This window comes from Niastella populi, assembly GCF_002078015.1.
Taxonomy (GTDB): domain Bacteria; phylum Bacteroidota; class Bacteroidia; order Chitinophagales; family Chitinophagaceae; genus Niastella; species Niastella populi.
Window position 1 is genome coordinate 361636 of the sequence record NZ_LWBP01000210.1, and the last position, 21076, is coordinate 382711.

Below are 21076 nucleotides of genomic sequence, written 5' to 3' on the forward strand. Positions count from 1 at the left end.
CTTTTTCGAAAAAAGCAAACTTTAAGGAACTTTTAGATTTTTTTACCCAATAACCGCTAAAGAAACTATTTAAAATTATCCTCCAACAAAACAATAAATTTGTTGTCTTTCTAATTATGGCAGTATCAACAAAGGCAAAATCAGTGAATAACCCGGCGCCAAAACCATCAGATAACATATATATAAAAGGTGCACGGGTTCATAACCTAAAGAACATATCGGTTGAAATTCCCCGAAACAAATTCATAGTGGTCACGGGTGTGTCGGGTTCAGGCAAATCTTCTCTTACCATTGATACGTTATTTGCTGAAGGCCAGCGGCGCTACGCAGAAAGCCTTAGCGCCTATGCCCGCCAGTTTATGGCCCGGATGGTAAAACCCGATGTGGATTTTATCAAGGGTTTATGCCCGGCAATTGCTATTGAACAAAAGGTAATTACCCGTACCCCACGCTCTACCGTGGGTAGCATGACGGAAATTTACGATTACCTGCGATTGTTATTTGCACGCACCGGCAAAACCATTTCCCCCGTTTCGGGCCGCGAAGTGAAGAAAGACGATACAAATGATGTAATACAGGCCATCGCTAACCGGCCTAACGGTGATAAAGTACTTATTCTTATCCCCTTCAGGCAACATAAGAACCGCAAACCGCTCGAAGAACTGAATATCCTCATGCAAAAAGGTTTTTCCCGGTTGTATAACGGGGAAGTGCTGCGCATTGAAGAGCTCATCGATTCGGCCAATACTAAAAACGGTTCGGTTCCCAAACTTACCGGCGACGTATATGTGTTGGTCGACCGCCTGGTGGTAAAAGAATTCGACGAAGACGACCGCCATCGCATGGCCGATTCAATTGGCACCGCTTTTTATGAAGGGGAAGGAGAGTTGATGTTGGAAGTGAATGGCGCCACCAAATTACATTTCAGTAACCGCTTCGAACTCGATGGCATGCAGTTCGAAGAACCCGTTCCGAACCTCTTCTCTTTTAATAACCCGTTTGGCGCCTGTCCAACCTGCGAAGGGTTTAGCCAGGTGCTGGGCATCGATGAAGACCTGGTAGTGCCCGATAAACGGTTAAGTGTATATGATGGCGGAGTTGCCCCGTGGAAGGGTGAAAAACTAGGCGCCTGGAAAGACCAGTTTATCCGCGGCGCCCGCAAATTCGATTTCCCGGTACATAAACCCATCATCGATCTTACCAAAGCACAATACAAAGTGTTGTGGGAAGGCAATGAGTTTGTGAACGGCATCAACGATTTCTTTAAAGAAGTTGAGCAGAACCTGTACAAGGTTCAGTATCGCGTATTGTTATCGCGCTACCGCGGAAGAACGCAATGCCCCGATTGCAATGGATACCGGCTGCGTAAAGAGGCCCTGTATGTGAAAGTGGGTGGTATGCATATTGGCGAACTGTGCGAAATGCCGGTGAAAGACCTGAACCAGTGGTTTGCCGGCCTGCAGCTAAGCGAATACGATCAACAGGTAGCTAAACGTATATTGATAGAAATAAACCACCGGATAAAGACCCTGCTCGATGTGGGCCTTGGTTATTTGACCCTTAACCGCCTTGCCAACTCTTTAAGCGGCGGCGAAAGCCAGCGTATACAGCTCACCCGTTCATTGGGCAGCAACCTCACCAATTCGTTATATATTCTCGACGAGCCTTCTATTGGCCTGCACTCACGCGATACCGAAAGGCTGATACGGGTGTTGAAAGAACTGCGCGACCTCGGCAATACCGTTGTAGTGGTTGAACACGATGAAATGATGATGCGCGAAGCGGATTACATCATCGACATGGGGCCGCTGGCTTCGCACCTCGGCGGGGAAGTGGTGGCGCAGGGCGACTATAATACCATTATCAAAAACGATAAAAGCTTAACCGGGAAGTACCTGCGCGGCGATCTGAAAATTGAAGTGCCCCGCACGGTGAGAAAGTTCACCCGTTCGGTAAGTATCGAAGGCGCCCGGCAGAACAACCTGAAAAATGTTGATGTAACCTTTCCGCTGAATGTATTATGTGTGGTAAGCGGGGTAAGCGGCAGCGGCAAGACAACACTGGTTAAACAGATCTTATACCCCGGACTAAAAAAGATCAAGGGCGAACCTGTTGAAAAAACGGGAATGCACAAAGCGATCACCGGCGATACAGATTATATTTCCCAGATAGAGCTGGTTGATCAGAACCCGATCGGAAAATCATCGCGCAGCAACCCGGTAACCTATATAAAGGCATGGGACGAAGTGCGCGACCTTTTTGCGAAACAACCATTGAGCAAGATCCGCGGTTTTCAACCCAAACATTTTTCATTCAATGTCGACGGCGGCCGCTGCGATACCTGTAAAGGGGAAGGCGAACAGATCGTTGAAATGCAGTTCCTGGCCGATGTGCACCTTACCTGCGAAATATGCGGTGGTAAAAAGTTCAAGGAAGAAGTGCTTGAAGTAACCTACAGGGAAAAGAATGTATACGAAGTGCTTGAAATGAGTGTTGATGAATCGCTGGAATTCTTCAAAGATGAAAAAGACATCATCAATAAAATAAAACCGTTGAGCGATGTGGGCCTCGGTTATGTAAAACTGGGACAATCATCCGATACCCTGTCGGGCGGTGAAGCGCAACGCGTAAAGCTGGCTTCATTCCTCGGTAAAGGCCGGGGCCAGGGGCACATCCTGTTCATCTTTGATGAACCTACTACCGGTTTGCATTTTCATGACATTAAAAAACTGCTTACCTCGTTCAATGCGCTTATCGAGCAGGGGCATTCTATACTGGTGATAGAACACAATACCGATGTTATCAAAAGCGCCGATTATATAATTGACCTTGGGCCCGAAGCCGGCGACGGCGGCGGTTCAATCGTATATGCCGGCGTACCCGAAGGGTTGAAGAAAGTGAAGGAGAGTTATACGGGGAAGTTTTTAAGTTGACGGGTTAACAGGGTGTGCCACGTTTGACCTCGACGATTACAGGAAACGAGGTACACCTGCTTTGTTGGCGAAGCGATCCACCCATTTGCTATAATAAACAAAAAACCCTCCGGTACAACCGGAGGGTTTTTTTCATGGAATAATGCTACTCAATGGTAACATAAATCATTTGTAAACTGTATTTTGTCTATAACGGCTTCCAATATCCAAAACTTCAACACTATTTCTTAAGCGCTTTATGAATGCTTTCGCCAACCTTGATGAAGTACAGGCCTTTGGCTGCTTTTTCATCGAGCGCGATGGCATTGGCGCCTACGATCCGGAAATTTATCTGTTGACCAGACATGTTGAAGACTTTAACTTTGCCAGGAGTATTCAGGTCGGCAGAAGTAGCGCCGATCAGTTGAATTTCGCTGGCGAAAGGATTGGGGAATATTTTGGTAACGATGCTAGAACCTTTTTTGCTGTTTACATAAACAACTTTAGAAAGCTCTGATTTGCCATCGAGGTCAACCATGTTAAGACGATAGTAATATGCGCCTGCGCCAGGAAGCGGATCGTTAAAAGTATATTTAACAGCGTCAAAAGACATACCTTTTGCCGTTACTTTACCTACAGTAGTAAAGCTTCTGCCATCAGCGCTTCTTTGCACTTCGTACTGGTAGCTGTTTTCTTCCATTGAAGAGGTCCAGGCGAGGGTAGCTTCTGTTTCGGTATTCAGGCGGCCGTTGAAAGCTGATAATTTAACGGGCAGCGGACCACCGGCAATAGGAACTAAAGTACACTCTTTAAGCACACCACCTGAGTAAAAGTTTATTTCTACGCGAACGATACCCTGACATGCGTATTCAATGGTAGCTGAAGTAGATGTAGACGGAAGCGGCTGAGCGGTATTGCCATTTATATCCGGGATAGGTAAACCGTTACCGCCGATCAGCGATATGGTACCAACAGTTGATGGATCACCGGCAGGCAAATTGCCAAGAAATAATTTGCAAAAGGTAGGAGAGGCGGGCATATTAAAATATTGTCCAACAGCCAGCGGACAATCCGGATCGGGTTGTGCCATTGTTGTTACATAACCCGCTAAAACCATGATCAAGAGGTAAAACTTTTTCATTACATACATTTATTAGGTTCAGAAATAAAATACGATGTCATTACCGCTGTTTGAAAAAACATGCGGGTTACGGTTAGCACCTTACACGATGTAAGATTGCCCGGGCTTTAGACAGGAGTGGAACTGTTCGGGATAATCAGAAAGACTTAAACCGGTGGGATTTAAAAGGATATGGATTAACAAAAAATGTTTTAAACAGGGAAATGCAACAGGTAGGAAATTCTAACAGATATTGGAATATGGCTACTACGTCAGGGGGAAAAACCAATAGATGGTTCGTGTGAAAATTGATCCTTATTAATTATTCCTTAGGGGGTGGATATGAAGTCGAAGGTAATAATAAAATTCAAAATTCAAAATCATTTTGGCGGATTAAATTGTGATAGTGAGTGCGTTGGGATTCTACGATTTTGTTTAACCGAAGATCACCTTCCGCTTATCTTACTTTTTAACACTACCAAAGCATTTGGCTCCCTTACTTTGCAAAAACTATAGCCATATAAATGAGAAAAATATTAATTTCTTTATTGTTGATAATCATCTCCGTTGGCGCCTTTTCGCAATCGGTTACTGTTCCCCGGCTGATCGACATGCTCGACTGGAGCCCCACGCAGGTAGATACTACGTTGAAGAAGAATGGTTATCTGCTGATGAAGAAAGATGTAGATTCAACCAGCTCATTGTATGAATATTCATGGTTCGATAAAGACGTGGATGGGAGAGAGGTGGTACGCGCCCTGGTGCTGATGGATGCCCGGGTAAGGAATATGCAAAGCAGGCTGATAACCTACCGCACTTATAATAGAGATGAATACGGGCAAATGGCCTCCTGGCTGCTGGCCAATAATTTCCATTCCACAGCCAAATACGATTTTAAAGAAGCCCAGCACACCGTTTACAGCAATGGCAAACTCAACATTACGGTAAAAGTGATCACCACCCGGTTAAAGAACGGGAAGAAGTTTACAGCGTATGAGCTGGAACTGGGAAAATAAGTTATTCAGTTCGTAGTTATTGAGTTCATAAGTTTTGAAAACTAACAAACTGAACAACTGAATAACTGAACAACTACCTCAACCTGTCCAGGCTCTTCACCAGCTTCTCATCTCTGCGTATACCCCTGATCGCAAAGAACAGGAACACCGGAACAAAAATGGCGAAGATGGCTGTGAGGTCGAATGCGCCTTCGTTCGGTACAAACTTTCTTGTTTCAACAAAGAACAGTACCAGGTTGATGATCGATACTAACAGGGCCGCGAGTACGAGCCGCAACTGCATTTTTCTGTCCTTGTATAAGAAGATGGCAATAATGGAGGTAATGCCTACACCTGCAGTTAAGATCAGCAGCATCAAATTGCTTTGCGCGGTTAAAGAAGCAAAGGTCTTTTGTTGATTTTCCGCGATCATATTGCCGCTGTAGAACGAAAATTTCAAACTGCAGAAAGCGGCTGCGGCAGCCAGCAGTAACCAAACAGATTGTAGACGTTGGATCATAATGGTGATGGTGAATGGTGAAAGGTGAATGGGGAAATCGTGAATGGTCAATGGCCAATGGTGAATTGCGATTCCTGATCTTTTGGCCTCGCTATTATTCCGGGAGCTGCATTACCGGGTTTATTCACCATTGACCATTCACCATTGACCTATCCTAATTCAGGATACAGCGGGAACTGTTTCATGAACGCATGCACATCCTGCTTAACAGCGGTGATGGTAGCTTCATTATCAGTATCCATCAATACTTTATCGATCATGCTTACCACGGTTTCCATATGGCCTTCATTCATGCCCCTGGTGGTGATGGCAGGAACGCCAACCCTGATACCGCTGGTAACGAACGGGCTCTTGTCGTCGAAAGGAACCGCGTTCTTATTGAGCGTGATATGTGCTTTGTCGAGTGTTTCCTGTGCTTTTTTACCGGTGAGGTTCTTGTTACGCAGGTCGATCAGCATCAGGTGGTTGTCGGTACCGTTGCTGATAAGGTTATAACCGCGTTTTACAAAAGAGGCCGCCATGGCCTGGGCGTTTTTGATGATCTGCTGGCCGTACGTTTTGAACTCATCGGTCAGGATCTCACCAAACGCAACAGCTTTGGCAGCGATCACATGCTCCAGCGGTCCGCCCTGCATACCGGGGAAAACGGCCAGGTCGAGCAGTGCGCTCATAGAGCGGATGTTGCCCTTGGGGTCTTTAATGCCCAGCGGGTTATCGAAATCATGACGCATCATGATGATACCGCCGCGGGGACCGCGCAGGGTTTTATGTGTAGTGGAAGTAACTATGTGGCAATGATCGAACGGATCGTTCAGCAGGCCTTTGGCAATTAAACCGGCGGGGTGGGCGATATCGGCCATCACCAGGGCGCCAATTTGATCGGCAATAGTGCGAATGCGTTTGTAATCCCAGTCGCGGCTGTAGGCAGAAGCACCGCAAATGATCATTTTAGGTTTTTCCTTTTTGGCAATGGCTTCCATCTGGTCGTAATCAACCAGACCGGTGTCTTTACTCACCCCGTAATGCAATGCCTGGTAGTTCTTACCGCTGAAGTTGGCGGGGCTGCCGTGGGTAAGGTGGCCACCCATGCTCAGGTCGAGCCCCAGGATCTTGTCGCCGGGTTTCAGACAGGCTAAAAATACCGCAACGTTGGCCTGGGCGCCGGCATGCGGCTGTACGTTGGCCCAGCTTGCGTTAAATACTTTTTTCAGGCGCTCGATGGCCAGTGTTTCAATTTCATCCACCACTTCACAACCACCGTAATAGCGTTTGCCGGGGTAACCTTCCGCATATTTGTTGGTAGGTACAGAGCCCATGGCCTGCATCACCTGGAAGGAAGTAAAGTTTTCGGAAGCAATAAGTTCTATTCCATTTCTTTGACGTTCAAGTTCTTTTTTAAGAAGGTCAAAAACAAGCGTGTCTTTTTGCATGGCGCAAAGATAAGGCAAGAAGGCAAGGCAACAAGGCCAAAAGGCAAGGCAACTAAGCAACGAGGCAAAAAGGCAACGTGGTAAAAAGGCAGGAAGGGCATCAGCCAGCCCGGCAAAGCGGCAAATAAGGCATGTTCCCCGCTGCCGCGATGCCCCGTTGCCTTATTGCCTTTTCCAACTAACAAACGCTGGTAAAATATTTTTTACTATTTTCACGGCTTTGAAAAAAACAAACCACTTGTTTTTCAAGTAACAACCAGTGCTTAGCGGGTCTTGAAAAAAGAAAGTAGCGACGATACATAGCCTGGGTGTTTCCCCTGAAGGCGGTCCCGACTTGTCGGGATGAAAAACAAATATTTTTCAAATGAAAGCAATCATTCCCGTAGCTGGAGCAGGCACAAAACTGCGACCGCATACGTATACGCAACCAAAGGCACTTATACCCCTGGCCGGCAAAACTATCCTTAGTATCATTGTTGACCAGTTACGCGATGCAGGTATCGATGAATTCATTTTCATTGTTGGTTACCTCGGCGATAAAATACAGGACTACGTAAAAGAGAAATATCCCGAACTGAAAGCCTGGTTCGTTACCCAGAGCGAACGCCACGGTATTGGCCATGCCATACAACTTACCAAAGACATAGTGGGTGATGACGAAGTATTCATTGTGCTCGGCGACACCATTTGCGAGTACGATGTAAAGGAACTGCTCGATATGCCCTGTTCGGCACTTGCCGTAAAGCGGGTCGACGATCCCCGCGATTTCGGGGTGGTGGAAATGGGAGAAGACGGGTACATCACCCGCGTGGTAGAGAAACCCCAGATCCCCAAATCGAACATGGCGCTCGTAGGCATTTACCGTATCAAGGAAACATCTTTCCTGTTCAACTGCCTTGAAAGCAATATCCGCAACCAGGTAATGAGCCGGGGCGAGTTCAGTATCACCGACGCCCTGGAATGTATGATCCAGCATGGCGCCCGGTTCCGGCCATTCAAAGTGCAGAACTGGTTCGATTGCGGAAAAAAAGATACCCTGCTAGAGTCGAACGCCACCCTGCTGAAAAAATTTGGCGGCGTTATTTCTCCCGATCACAATTTTGAGAATACCATCATCATACCTCCCGTTAGTGTGGCCGAAGGCTGCGATATCAAAAACTCCATAGTAGGCCCCAACGTTACCATCGGCGAAAAGACCACCATCAGTTATTCAATAATAAAGGATTCTATTATTGGTTCATTTGCAGACCTCTACGATATTGTATTGACAAATTCCCTCATAGGAAGCGATACCGAAGTAAAAGGGGAGAGCCGGAGCCTGAATATCGGCGACAATACCGAGATCGATCTGGGCGAATCGTGAGTAAATATTTTCGTTGCCAAATAGTGCTAAACCGCGACTTAACTGGGTAAATTCTTTAGAATTTGAGTACCTTCAGGCAGAGAATGCAACATTCTGAATGTGCATTGTGTCTTTATGATTGGTCCCGTATGAAAACTGTGGCAGCTGATGTTTGGGTTTGCCCACCTTTTAAACACTAATTTTTATGAGAGGTAAAAAAAGTTACCTGTTGCTTGCAGCGCTATTGCCTCTTTCTCTGTTAACCAAAGCTAATGGCGATAACGGTAACCGTAAGTCGACAGAGCCTGCGATTCAGGGATGCGTAGCGGATGCTTCTACCAAAAAGCCTGTACAGGGCGTAACGATTTCAATTTCCACCACCAAAGGCCAGGAAAAGAAAGAGTTCACCACCGATGCATCAGGCAATTTCAAAATTCCTCAAATGCCTGTGGGCGAAGTGATCATTGTGTTGGAGAAAAAAGGGTATAAAACCACCCGCCGCGAAGGGATCGTGATCAGGGAAGGCGTTTCTCTCAAAGTGAATTTTGATATCACCAACATAAAGCTCGAAGAAGAGAACGATGTTTTTCATCCGTTCCTGCGAATGATGGAAGGGTGATTTACTTAAGTATAAAAGAATGATAAGAGACCGGCTGAAGAGTTGGTCTTTTTTATTTTATAGCTGCAAGGAAATACAGCTGCAAGGAAATACAGCTGCAAGCTGCAAGCCATAAGCTATAAGCGAATACTTCTTCTCTTTTTCTGTATTCAGTTTTTCATTTCTCATTTCCCTCCCTTCAACATGCTACATTGAACATGCCGACGCTTCGGTCGGCAACAATAAAAGCGGGACTGAGAACAGCCCCGCGAGATGAGAAAATCACTAGTCTAATTTGTGTATCCAACATTTATTGATGGTCGATCTTCACCTCCCCATCCTGTTTTTTTATGGCTATATTCTTTTTGCGAAAGTTCTTTTTGTATTTGCCGGCTACCTCCTGCGGTTGCTTTTTCCCGTTAACGAACAGGTCACCGTCTTTAAATTCAATCGTATAATCTTCTTTGGTGTTTAAAAGGCCTTCTTTTTCCATATCGTAGATCACATCCTGGTAACCTTTTACTTCTTCTTTTGCTTTGTCAACTTCACCCCTCGCTTTGTCCAGCTCTTTCTTCATGTCGAGTTTTTGCTGCTTCATTTCTTCTTTTACCCGCGCCAGTTCCTTCTTTGTATTCTCCAGCGCTTTCTTCACTTCTTCCTTACTTATTCGCTGCGCTTCTTTCATGTTCTCTTTCCACTCTTCTTTTTCCATGGCTTCCTTTACCTGCAGCCTGGCCTTTTCAATTTCCCGTTTTATCTCTTCTTTATCTATTTTCTTTACCTCTTCGAGCGACTGGTCGATAGACTGCTGAATTTTATCGAAGTCTATTTTCCGTAACGATTCCTGGATCTGCCGGTTTATCTTTTCAAAATCGATATTTTTGATCGCTTCATTCACCTGTTGCTGTATCTTCTCCACATCGATTTTGCTTACCGATTCTTCTATCTTACGTTGAACTTCTTCCCAGTCTTTTTCTTTCAAGCGTTCGAGTTGTTCACTGGCTTTATCGAGCGATCGCAGTTCTTTATCGAGGTCGCGGTCACTGGCGTCTTCGCGGGTAACCTTGTTTCTTTTTTGTGGAACGGTGTCCTGGTAGTGGGCAGCAGTGGCCGGTTTGGGACCGGGGCCGCCGGTGAAGGATTCAAACGTTATTACAGCGGTGAGGGCAAGGATCGACAGGGAACCCCAGATAAAAGGTTTATGCAATTTCATGGTTGTTGTGTTTTAAAATTAACTATTTCCGCATAAGGCATTTTGCGTACCGCGTTTAGCGTTCTGCATGCTGCCTTTACGATGCTCTTCGTATAAAAGTACGATACATTTCGTAAAATGTTGCATGGAGCGTACATCTTTTTTAATGAAATGTTTTTTAACGGTTAGTTGCCAAGCGGGAAGGAATTGGCCACTTCCCAGGTTTGACCGTTATGCCGGAGCAGGGAAATTGCATGGGCCACAAAAGATGCTTCATAGGGGCGCTGCTGAAAGTGTTGCCAGGCGATGGGGAAATCGGCTGCCTGCAGATCGCGGTTGGCAATGGTAACGTGCGGATGATAAGGGCGGTCTTCTTTTTTAATGGGAAAGTCTGTTTGAATGAGGTAAGCTTCCAGGCGGGCCTGTAAACCGCTTAAATGGGTATTGGGTTGAACATGTACATATATTACCCGCGGTTTAAAGGCGGCAAAGTTCTTTAACTGTATAGGAAAGCGTGGCTGTCTGGCAGCAAACTCCGGCAATACTTCCTCCAATTCATGGTGCTTGGTGCCGGGTAGCTGAAATGGCGGAATAAGCGTTATATGCGCCGGTGATTTCAACGCCACCCTGCAATGAAAGGTCTGCAGCATATACTGTTTCCATTCCAGTACCTGGTTGTTGATGGCTTCAGGTGCTACTATGGCTATGAAGTACAACATTATTTATATGGGTTGTATTGCCGTTTCACGTTTCGCGAGGCCATTCACGATTCACGATTTTCTAATCGCCCAACGCATCATTTCCTTCCACGTAACCTTCTTACCATATAACAAAATGCCGGTACGGTAGATCTTCGCGGTTAGCCAGGCAAAGAACAATATCGAAAGTACCAATGATACCATGGAGAAGATCAGCTGGCTAATGGGAACATCATACATAATGCGCCCCACCATTACCACAGGCGATGTAAGCGGAAAAATGCTGCCGAAAACCACGAGCGGGCTGCCGGGTTCCGAAATAGCCTTTGTCATGATCACAAAACCCAGCACTATAGGCATCATCACGGGGAAGATCATCGACTGCGCTTCGTTCTGATCTTCGCTAACCACACTGCCGATAGCGGCAAACATGGAAGCGTACAAAAGGTAGCCGCCGATAAAATAAAATATAAAACAGAACAGGATCATACCCCAGGGCAGGGTTTTCAGTCCCAGTAAAACCGTATCGAACTTGCTCACGTTCTCTTCCATTCCTGCCTGCCCGGCTTGCGCAATGGCCGACGGGTCAATCGACGGGAAGGGCAGAATGAGACCAATAAGCGCAATCAGAATGATCCAGATGGCAAATTGCGTTAGTCCAACCGCACCAATGCCAATGATCTTTCCCATCATCAGTTGAAAAGGCTTAACCGAACTAACCATCACCTCGGCAATCCGGCTTATTTTTTCTTCCATAACCCCGCGCATAACCATGGTGCCGTAAATAAGCATGATCATATAAATGAGCAGGCCGCAGGCAAAGGATACAATAGTGGCAACCATAGCTACCCCTTTCTTTTGTTCCTTGCCGGTTATATTGTCGATAGACACATCCGATCTAATGGCGCTGTATTGCTCGCGGCTTAAATTGGCCGATTGCAAACGCCTCAGCTCGATGGCATTGTTGATGGCTTTTTCAATTCTTCCTTTCTGGCTAACCGCTACCGGCGAATTACTGTACAGTTGAATGTTGCTCACTTTTTCCTGGGAGATATCGACCGGTGGAATGTAAAGGAAATAATCGTAGCCCAGTTTCTTATAATTCACTTTTAGCGAATCGGCCGGTTGGTTATCGATAAATACATATTCCGATGCGTCGCTTTTCGCTTTTTCCATGCCGTTTGAAAGCAGTCTGGCTTCATCGATAACGGCTATCCGGTGCTTTTCATGCCCGCCGCTGGCGCCGATGGCGATCATAATGGCATAAAATGCTATAATGATAATAGGTACGCCGATCGTAGTAAATAAAAATGATTTTTTCTTTACTCTCACCAGGTATTCACGTTGTATAACGAGTAATATTTTGTTCATTGCAGTATCGTATTAAGCGGTTTATAAATGCAGAACGCCAATTCCCGGAATACGTTCTGCCTGAATAATTTCGAAAAGCCCGGATTCGGGATTTTGCCTTTAGCCTTCGGCGTTAAGTCTTAAGCGTTTTGCGTTGTTTGAAATTGCCGGGTGAGCGGCGTGCCCTCAACCAGTTTAATGAATATATCGCTCAGCGAAGGAAGTATTTCGTGAAAGGAGTTGATGGCTGCCTGTTGCTGCAGAAAATACAGCAGTACATCGTTCGGTTTATACCCTTCGTTTATCTTCAGTATCAACTGATGCCCTTTGCTATTGATGACCTCAAATGCCGGTGTACTGATATTTTCCGGGTTATGTTCGAGCCCTATGGAAAAAATATTCTCTTTGAACTGATGTTTAACGGCGGTCACCGAACCATCGAGGATCTTCTGTCCTTTATTTACAAGAATGATATGATCGCAGATTTCTTCAACCTGTTCCATGCGGTGGGTACTGAAAATAATACTGCTGCCCTGCTTCGCCAGGTTGTTGATTTCATCTTTTATCAGGTTGGAGTTCACGGGGTCGAGACCGCTGAACGGTTCATCGAGGATGATGAGTTTGGGATCGTTCAAAACGGTGGTAACGAACTGCAATTTTTGTTGCATGCCTTTACTCAGGTCTTCCACCTTTTTGTTCCACCAGCTTTGCATTTCAAATTTTATGAACCAGTGCTTCACCCGTTCCAGGGCTTCGCTCTTGCTTAGTCCTTTCAGTTGCGCCAGGTAAATGGCCTGATCGCCGATCTTCATCTTTTTGTACAATCCTTTCTCCTCGGGCATATAACCTATATAAGCAACGTCTTTATCGGGGTTGAAAGGTTGCCCGTCAAAAATGATCTCTCCTTCATCGGGGAACAAGATCCCTGTTATCATTCTGATAAGAGTGGTTTTACCGGCGCCGTTAGGGCCCAGCAAACCAAAGATGCTGCCCGGGGCTAAAGTAAAGCTGATATCATCCACCGCTTTTTGCGAGGTATAATATTTTTTGAGATGTTTAACTTCCAGTCTGTTCATTGAAGGAATGGTTTAAGTTGAAACCAATGGGTGCTGAGCGCATGCGCTGGCAAAAGGTAATGAAACAGTTAATTAGTAACAAAAAAATCCTGTTTATTACAAGCCCGCACTATATTTATGCAATTTCATTATAAAGGCGCATGAAAAAACTGATAGTAACGACTGGTATATTAATAATGGCAGGTATACTTTTCAGCAGTTGGGGCTTCCTGGGCCACCGTACCATCCATCAGCTGGCTATATACGAATTGCCGCCATCGATGCGGTATTTTTTCCATAATAATATGAACGAGCTCGTAAAAAGCTCAGTTCGTCCCGATCAGCGCAGGAACCAGGACAAAGAAGAAGCGCCAAAACATTTTATCGATCTTGAATTGTACGGCGATTCCGCTGCCTGGAAAATGCCCCTGCTTTATAAAGATGCCGTGAAGAAATATGGTAAAGACAGTTTGTTCAAATGTGGTTATGTTCCCTATCATGTGGTGGCCATGAAAGAAAAGCTCACAGCGGCTTTTCGCAGCGGCAACCGCGACAGCATTATTTTTTATGCAACCGACCTCGGGCATTATATAAGTGACGCCCACGTACCCCTGCATGTGACCGAGAATTATGATGGACAACTTACCAATCAAAAAGGACTGCATGGTTTATGGGAGTCGATGATCCCCGAAATAGAGATCGCGCAGTACGATCTGCGCGGCCGGCATAAGGCGAAATACCTCAAACACCCTGAAAGAGCCATCTGGCGGGCGATCAGGCAATCGTATAAACTATTACCACAGGTGTTTGGTGAAGAAAAAGCGGTTACGCGATCGTTTACCGAAACGGAGAAGTACCGTGTGCAGACACGTAATGGCCGGGAGTATAAAAGTTATACATCGGCATTTGCAAAAGCATACAGTGCAAGGTTGGGGAAAACCATCAATAAACAATTGATCCGTTCTGTGAATATGGTTGCCGACTTCTGGTATACGGCGTGGGTCGATGCCGGTTGTCCGAACCTGAACAAGGGCTTATTGACGAATAATAAGAAGAAAGAAAGGGATGAGCTGCAGGCGGAAATGGAAGCGTATAAGAAAAACAAACTAATTGAGAAGAAGATGTTATTGTCGAAGGAGGGGAGTGATTAATTAGCTAATATGCTAATGAATACAAAATACAAATACATAATTAGCTGATTTGATAAGGAGGTTCGCCATTCAACGGATAACCGGCAACTGGTAATCGGGAAAATAGGTTTCCCCAAAGCGGGAATAATTCCCCAGATACAAATGTAAATATCACACTATATTATGCGGAAGGGCGCGGGACCCCGTATTGGAAAAACAAATAAGCAAAAAGCAAAATACCGCAAGGGCAATGTGATAATATGCTAATTTGATAATGTGATAATTTGATAATCCCGACTATAGCCGGGACAAGTTATGATAATGGAATACAATGCAGGTCGCAGGCAAAAGCTCAAAAGCAATAGTAGTATGCAGGCGGTTGCAGCACTGCGGAAGCAGGGAGCTGTGGCGTAGTGAAACGAAGCCGGGCATTAGCGATGATAGATGTATTATTGACCATTGACCCTTCACGATTCACCCTTGACCATTCACCTCACTAATGATCAGTGGTTATAAGTTGAGCTATATTCTCTGCAACTCTTTCCCCATCCATAGCTGCGCTAACGATACCACCGGCATAACCGGCGCCTTCCCCACAGGGAAAAAGCATTTTTACCTGGGGATGTTGTGTGGTGTCGTTATCGCGCGGAATACGCACAGGTGATGATGTTCTCGATTCGGTAGCAACCAGTACCGCTTCATTGGTAAAATAGCCTCTCATTTTCTTGCCAAATTCAATAAACGCCTGTTGCAGTGATGCATAAACAAATGGTGGTAATACTTCATTGAGCGCGGCAGGCGCAATGCCGGGTAAATAAGAGCAGTCTGGTAAAGAGGTAGACAATTTCTTTTGTGTAAAGTCGGCCATCCGCTGAGCCGGAGCCACAAATTTACCGCCGCCGTATTGAAAGGCTTTCTTTTCAACGGCTTGTTGAAAATACATCCCTGATAAAGGAGAATGCTCCTGTTTGCGGGATTGTTTGTTTTTGAAATTGATAAAATCTTTAATCTCAACAGCGGTAACGATGCCTGAATTGGCAAAGGGATTATTGCGTTTGCTGGGCGACCAGCCATTGACAACAAGCTCACCTTCACTGGTGCACGCCGGCGCTATGATGCCACCCGGGCACATACAGAACGAAAATACGCCACGTTCATTTACCTGTTGTACAAGACTATACGAAGCTGGCGGAAGAAACGCATTCCGTTCCGTGGAGCAATGATATTGTATGCTGTCGATAATGCTTTGTGGATGTTCTACACGAACACCAAGGGCGAAAGGTTTTGCTTCTATCAGGATATTTTTATTGTGTAATAGTTCAAAAATATCCCGGGCAGAATGGCCGGTAGCAATGATCACTGCATTGGCATCGAATGTATTTCCACTGGCCGTTTTTACGCCCTTTATGGTGTCATTTTGTATTATAAGATCGGTAACTTTTTGTTCAAAGAGGAAGTCGCCGCCACAGGCGATGATCTGTTCTCTTATAGCGGTAATGATGTCGGGCAATTTGTTTGTGCCTATATGTGGGTGTGCTTCATACAGGATCTTTTCATGCGCGCCAAATTGTACCAGTATATTCAGTATGCGTTCAACATCACCGCGTTTGGTGCTGCGCGTATACAATTTACCATCGCTATAGGTACCGGCGCCGCCTTCGCCATAACAATAATTGCTTTCACTATTGACAATACCCTGTTTATTAAGGACTGCCAGATCACGTCGGCGCGAGCGAACGTCTTTTCCTCTTTCAAGCAATATGGGTTTAATACCCTGCTCTATCAGTTTTAATGCAGCAAACAAGCCGGCCGGGCCGGCGCCAACGACAATAACCCGGTGAGGCGCGTTCGATATCTCCTGCAATAACAATTTTTTAACTGTTCTTTCATGAAACGGTTCATTGACGAATACCAGAATGGTAAGCATTATCCAGGGTTGTCTGCCCCGGGCGTCAATAGATCTTTTAACGATCTGGAAACCGGTAATGGCGGAAGATTTTAGTCCTAATGTTTGAGCAGCATACTGTTGTATGATGGAGTCGGCGGCAGCTTCGGACGGAAGCAATTTTAATGTAATTCGTTGTTGCATAAAGTTAGGTAGTTAACCTAAAAAATATTTAACGGTACAAAGGTAACGAGTTACGATTCACAAAAGTGTTCCACGAGTAAAAGGTTGAAGAAAGACCTGATCAAAAATATACGGTAGCTAAAGCAGTATAGTTATTTAGCTGTTTGTAATGATAAAAGGGATGTTATTTTACCAGGCTTTTCGTTATCGGTGATAAAAATTCATTGGTAAATGGGTACTATAGAAAGAAAGTAGGAATTATACCTGTATGTGTTATTGTTTTATAAAAAATACCTGAATACCTTGGCGCTTCAGTAGTTATGCTTACAAGTGTTAACCATTTAATGCGTATTTGAGGCTAATGCTGCAAAAAAATAATCTATAACTTTTTTTCAGTTAATGCAATGTTGTGAGATGGATTTTTATTTTGATCAATAAATAAAAAAAACTGGTTTTATATTTTCTGCATTTCAAATAATTTGTACCTTCAAGAGCATCCAATAAATAATATGAAGAAAGCATTATTTGATACTACTGCGTTGTCGTCTTTCTTCATTAGCATTTCCTGCAAAACCAACACGATAAAATCCGTTCAATGTAAACCAGGTGCTTCACGGTCGTCGGCAGGCCCGCTCAACAAATTTTCCCGGGCATATAATAATAAAATACTTAGCGCTGCTTATGCAAGTAGTGACGCAAAAGTACGTAGTAAAGGTGGTCAGTTACTGAACATGAACTATGCTGCTTTTTGCGATTCATTACGTGTAAATGGCTATGCGCACAGGTTGGAAAAGTAAAAAGAACAGTAACTAAATCTGCGCATAATAATTGCATTGGAAAGTTATTGATGGGAATTATTTTGACAGTAAGAAATAAAATAAAATAATAAGTCAGGCGGAGTGGATAATTGTCAGAAACTAGTGAATAAAAAATTTTTTTTTAAGAGAAAAAATTTGATATTCGTCGCCCTTTTTAAATTTTGAGATTCCCCAACATTCCTGTGAAGTTGACAGTTGTGCGCTAATAATAATGAATACGAACTTAACTCAACATAAAAAAACTGCTTCTAGTATAATGGCTAAGACGTCCGAAAAAGTTTGGAGTAATTGTTTGGAAATAATAAAGGATATTGTTGAGTGGCAACATTTCAAAACCTGGTTTGAACCTATCAAACCGGTGGAGTTGAGAGACAATATACTTATCATTCAGGTTCCGAGTCAATTCTTTTATGAATACCTGGAAGAGCATTATGTTAATCTGTTGGCAAAAACTTTAAGAAGGGTACTTGGGAAGGAAGCCAGATTGGAATATCGGATAATGGTTGATAGTGGTAATCATAATAACAAACCGCTAACTATGGACGTTCCTACACACGGGTACAAAACATTTTCAAGTAATGAGATGGATTTTCCGCTCATTATAAATAATCCGGTCAAGAATCCCTTTGTAATTCCGGGTTTGAAAAAAATGCAGATCGATCCGCAGCTCAATCCCATTTATACATTTGAGAACTTCGTTGAAGGCGATAGCAATCGTGTTGCGCGCAGGGCGGGTAAAACCGTTGCGGAGAAACCGGGCGCCAGTTCGTTTAACCCACTGGTTATATATGGTGGTGTAGGTTTGGGTAAAACCCACCTTGCACAGGGTATAGGTAATGAAACAAAAAGACTGCATCCAAACAAAGTGGTGTTGTATGTAAGCTCTGAAAAGTTCATTAACCAGTTCCAGGACCATAGCCGTAATAATGCGATCAACGATTTTATACATTTCTATCAGTTGATAGATGTACTGATCATCGACGATGTACAGTTCTTCAACAGGGCTGAGAAGTCGCAGGATGCTTTCTTTGCCATCTTCAACCATTTGCATCAAAGTGGCAAGCAGTTGATATTGACGTCTGACAAGCCGCCTAAAGACCTGGAGGGCGTGCAGGAAAGGCTGTTAAGCCGTTTCCGTTGGGGGTTAAGTGCCGATCTGCAGGTTCCCGATTATGAGACCCGTATCGAGATCCTGGAGAAAAAGATGAAAAATGATGGCCTTGAAATGCCAAAAGAAGTAGTTAAGTACCTGGCTTATAACATCAACAGTAATGTACGGGAGCTAGAAGGGGCGCTGATTTCATTATTGGCACAATCTTCGCTTAACAAGCGGGAAATAGACCTAGACTTGGCAAAAAGAGTCCTCCGTAATTTCGTGAAAACTAGCAGCAAGGAAATCACCATCGAAACCATCCAGAAAATGGTATGTGAATATTTCGATGTGCCGTACGACAAACTGCTACAGAAAACCCGCAAACGAGAAATCGTGCAGGCCCGCCAGATCACTATGTACCTGGCCAAAGCATTTACCAAAAACTCATTAAAGACCATCGGCGAACATTTCGGTGGCCGCGACCACACTACCGTTATCCACTCCTGCCAAACGGTGAAGGATCTGATGGATACCGATAGCACGTTCCGCGAAAGTGTTATGGAGTTGCAACAGAAAGTGCAGCTGGCCGCTATGTAGCGGTGATTGCTTTCAAAATATTCATCCTGTTCCGGTTAAACCGGGGCGGGATTTTTTATTGGCCTCAGGCTTAATAAATCACCTTCTCAAAATCTCAACCCTGTATGCAGAATCGATCCGGTTACCTGTGGTTAGTATTATTACTTTCTCTCCTGCAACTTGCCGCGTGTAAGCCGGCCCCGCCCAAAAAAGACCAGCCGCCGCCACCGGCGCCGCCTACCTGTCTTTTACAATCTGGCGAACATATTTATGGTAAACCCAAAGAGATCGTTACAACCACAATTACCGATCGTACATCAACCGAAAATACCGCCGTTTTTGACTGGGCATCGCGGAAGGTTACTTACCTGGGCGATACGGTTTATCTGGGAGCCGATCTTCGTCCCGACTCAAGCGTTGCGATCGGTAAAAGATCGCGTATGCGGTATCTTAAAACGCCTTATTTCAAGGAGTATTACAGTTATCTGTTGTCGACCGAGCCGGCGGAGTATCACTACTTTTTTGAAGTAGATACAGTTAAAAGACAGGTGCGTAAAGTAAAAGAAAACCCGGCCGATACATCGGAGTATACGATCGATGATTTCAGTGCTGAAGGTTTTCTGATTCACAAGTACGCGAAGCTTGGGAAAATGGAGAACTACCATGTGTATTATACCAATGACAACCATGGGAACCCGGTAGAGGAGCGCATGGTGACCAGGGATATAAATTATATCCAGTATAAGTATGAATATGAGTATGATAAAGAAGGCAACTGGGTAAAGCGGGATGTGTATCGTTTTTACCCGGATGGGCTGACCGTCAAAATGGAGTTTACAAGAAAGATTACCTATTGATGCAAATAGTAAGGTTCCGGGAGGGGGGCCGGCGGAAGTTGAGAAAAGCGGACCGCACCATTTGGGGCGGAAAGAGAAACAATCTTAAGATTTTCACCATTTTATTGGTTGTTATTTCAGAATTTCCACTTAATTTTGCCGTCCCGATAGAAAAAGGAGAGGTGCCTGAGTGGCCGAAAGGGCCGGTTTGCTAAACCGTTGTACGAGCTTAAACTTGTACCGAGGGTTCGAATCCCTCCCTCTCCGCTCGGCTCAGTTAAATGAGATAAACTTAAGGTATAAATCCTGCAAAATCAACGATTTGCAGGATTTTTGCTTTTTAGGCATACCTGTTTTTACTGCACTTTATGGGTACGTTTTCAGGCGTCATTCATTGCGTCATACCTAGTTTTATAAATGCGCAATTAACTTTACACACGGCGCTGTTTATTAACACTTTATAAGAACTGAACTCAATTTTTAACTGCCCCGGCGGGGTAATTTTAAACCATTAAATGAAGCGTCATTATGGAAAAGAGTTTCGGTTTGTTTTTCTTCATCAAGAGATCAAAAAGCAGCAAAGCTGTTGAGCATTTTATCTACCTCCACATTACGGTCGATGGGGTTGGCTGTGATATCAGCACCAAGCGAAAGTGTGATCCGGCCAAATGGAATGGCGATGCCGGAAGGGCCGATGGAAAGATGGAAGCGGTAAAGTCGCTCAATTCTTACCTGGACCTGTTGCAACGGAAAGTTTACGAGGCCCGGCAGCAATTGTTACATCATGGCCATCCGGTAACTGCCGAGAATGTCAAAACCGTTTTTTTGGGAAAGGAGATCCAGAAACATAAGTACATGCTGATGGAAGTGTTTAAAAAGCACAATGATCAGATGGCAGCGTTGGTAGGTCTGGAATATGCGCCCGGTACCCTGGAGCGATTTCAAACCGCTTACCGGCATACCCATACCTTTTTGCAATGGAAGTACAAGGTAGACGATATTGATATCAATAAGCTGGATTATGAGTTTATAAGCGAATATGAGTTCTGGATTAAGAGCGTGCGGAAGTGTAACCACAACTCCACCATAAAGTACCTTACCAACTTCCGTAAGGTGATCAACCGCTGTGTACGGAACGGCTGGCTACCTAAAGACCCGTTCGTCAATTTCAAAATGACCTTACGGGAGGTGGAACGCATAGCGCTTACTGAAACCGAACTGCAAACCCTGATAGTCCAACAATTCCCAACTGACCGGCTGAGGGTAGTTCGCGATATCTTCCTGTTCAGTTGTTATACCGGTCTGGCTTATGCTGATGTAAAGAAACTAAAGCGCTCCGAGAT

General features: G+C 44.7%; 18 protein-coding genes and 1 tRNA gene. 10 read left to right on the plus strand and 9 right to left on the minus strand.

Going from position 1 to position 21076, the window contains the following annotated elements:
• Positions 1-116: 116 nt before the first annotated feature.
• Positions 117-2933 (plus strand): excinuclease ABC subunit UvrA, encoded by a 2817-nt coding sequence (gene uvrA / locus A4R26_RS26885; RefSeq protein ID WP_081169611.1) that lies wholly within the window; start codon positions 117-119, stop codon positions 2931-2933.
• 220 nt (positions 2934-3153) lie between these two features.
• Here the strand turns inward: uvrA and A4R26_RS26890 are convergent, their stop codons facing one another.
• A complete protein-coding gene (locus A4R26_RS26890) occupies positions 3154-4053 on the minus strand; it encodes a T9SS type A sorting domain-containing protein (protein WP_165760422.1) in 900 nt (299 codons plus the stop codon).
• A 503-nt stretch (positions 4054-4556) separates the two neighbouring features.
• On the opposite strand from A4R26_RS26890, the gene A4R26_RS26895 reads away from it, so the two are divergent.
• Positions 4557-5048, plus strand: a complete 492-nt coding sequence (locus tag A4R26_RS26895) for a hypothetical protein (RefSeq protein ID WP_081169613.1) — start codon at positions 4557-4559, stop codon at positions 5046-5048.
• 73 nt (positions 5049-5121) lie between these two features.
• Here the strand turns inward: A4R26_RS26895 and A4R26_RS26900 are convergent, their stop codons facing one another.
• The 3 genes from A4R26_RS26900 to A4R26_RS35180 all read right to left on the minus strand — a co-directional run bounded on the left by A4R26_RS26900 (position 5122) and on the right by A4R26_RS35180 (position 7162).
• The gene (locus A4R26_RS26900) at positions 5122-5547 is read right to left on the minus strand and encodes a DUF4293 family protein (protein ID WP_133054792.1); all 426 of its coding nucleotides are present in this window, start codon (positions 5545-5547) and stop codon (positions 5122-5124) included.
• Between the two features lie 149 nt (positions 5548-5696).
• A complete protein-coding gene (glyA, locus tag A4R26_RS26905) occupies positions 5697-6977 on the minus strand; it encodes a serine hydroxymethyltransferase (protein WP_081169615.1) in 1281 nt (426 codons plus the stop codon).
• Positions 6911-7162 (minus strand): hypothetical protein, encoded by a 252-nt coding sequence (locus A4R26_RS35180; RefSeq protein ID WP_165760413.1) that lies wholly within the window; start codon positions 7160-7162, stop codon positions 6911-6913. The genes glyA and A4R26_RS35180 overlap by 67 nt, the downstream gene beginning before the upstream one ends.
• Before the next feature lie 179 nt (positions 7163-7341).
• On the opposite strand from A4R26_RS35180, the gene A4R26_RS26910 reads away from it, so the two are divergent.
• Together A4R26_RS26910 and A4R26_RS26915 are read left to right on the plus strand one after the other, a co-directional pair.
• Positions 7342-8340, plus strand: coding sequence for a sugar phosphate nucleotidyltransferase (locus tag A4R26_RS26910; RefSeq protein ID WP_081169616.1), 999 nt, complete (start codon positions 7342-7344; stop codon positions 8338-8340).
• A gap of 184 nt (positions 8341-8524) precedes the next feature.
• Positions 8525-8938, plus strand: coding sequence for a carboxypeptidase-like regulatory domain-containing protein (locus tag A4R26_RS26915; RefSeq protein ID WP_081169617.1), 414 nt, complete (start codon positions 8525-8527; stop codon positions 8936-8938).
• Positions 8939-9227: 289 nt separating this feature from the next.
• Here A4R26_RS26915 and A4R26_RS26920 read toward each other — a convergent pair whose 3' ends face one another.
• From A4R26_RS26920 to A4R26_RS26935, 4 genes are all read right to left on the minus strand, one after another.
• Positions 9228-10130: a hypothetical protein gene (locus A4R26_RS26920; RefSeq protein ID WP_081169618.1), complete on the minus strand. Its 903-nt coding sequence runs from the start codon at positions 10128-10130 to the stop codon at positions 9228-9230.
• A gap of 164 nt (positions 10131-10294) precedes the next feature.
• Positions 10295-10828 (minus strand): RNA 2',3'-cyclic phosphodiesterase, encoded by a 534-nt coding sequence (thpR, locus tag A4R26_RS26925; RefSeq protein ID WP_081169619.1) that lies wholly within the window; start codon positions 10826-10828, stop codon positions 10295-10297.
• 51 nt (positions 10829-10879) lie between these two features.
• Positions 10880-12178: an ABC transporter permease gene (locus tag A4R26_RS26930; RefSeq protein WP_081169620.1), complete on the minus strand. Its 1299-nt coding sequence runs from the start codon at positions 12176-12178 to the stop codon at positions 10880-10882.
• Between the two features lie 119 nt (positions 12179-12297).
• The gene (locus tag A4R26_RS26935; protein WP_081169621.1) at positions 12298-13233 is read right to left on the minus strand and encodes an ABC transporter ATP-binding protein; all 936 of its coding nucleotides are present in this window, start codon (positions 13231-13233) and stop codon (positions 12298-12300) included.
• Positions 13234-13373: 140 nt separating this feature from the next.
• On the opposite strand from A4R26_RS26935, the gene A4R26_RS26940 reads away from it, so the two are divergent.
• Positions 13374-14363 (plus strand): zinc dependent phospholipase C family protein, encoded by a 990-nt coding sequence (locus A4R26_RS26940; protein WP_081169622.1) that lies wholly within the window; start codon positions 13374-13376, stop codon positions 14361-14363.
• Between the two features lie 475 nt (positions 14364-14838).
• Here A4R26_RS26940 and A4R26_RS26945 read toward each other — a convergent pair whose 3' ends face one another.
• Positions 14839-16431, minus strand: coding sequence for an NAD(P)/FAD-dependent oxidoreductase (locus A4R26_RS26945; protein ID WP_081169623.1), 1593 nt, complete (start codon positions 16429-16431; stop codon positions 14839-14841).
• A 488-nt stretch (positions 16432-16919) separates the two neighbouring features.
• Here A4R26_RS26945 and A4R26_RS26950 point away from each other — a divergent pair, with 488 nt between their 5' ends.
• From A4R26_RS26950 to A4R26_RS26975, 5 genes are all read left to right on the plus strand, one after another.
• Positions 16920-17207, plus strand: coding sequence for a hypothetical protein (locus A4R26_RS26950; protein WP_081169624.1), 288 nt, complete (start codon positions 16920-16922; stop codon positions 17205-17207).
• 277 nt (positions 17208-17484) lie between these two features.
• Positions 17485-18918: a chromosomal replication initiator protein DnaA gene (gene dnaA / locus A4R26_RS26955; RefSeq protein ID WP_081169625.1), complete on the plus strand. Its 1434-nt coding sequence runs from the start codon at positions 17485-17487 to the stop codon at positions 18916-18918.
• Between the two features lie 104 nt (positions 18919-19022).
• Positions 19023-19754, plus strand: coding sequence for a hypothetical protein (locus tag A4R26_RS26960; protein WP_081169626.1), 732 nt, complete (start codon positions 19023-19025; stop codon positions 19752-19754).
• Positions 19755-19909: 155 nt separating this feature from the next.
• Positions 19910-20000: transfer RNA gene (locus A4R26_RS26970), tRNA-Ser, on the plus strand.
• Between the two features lie 261 nt (positions 20001-20261).
• The coding region (locus A4R26_RS26975) for a site-specific integrase (RefSeq protein WP_081169628.1) at positions 20262-21076 on the plus strand (815 nt) is incomplete at its 3' end.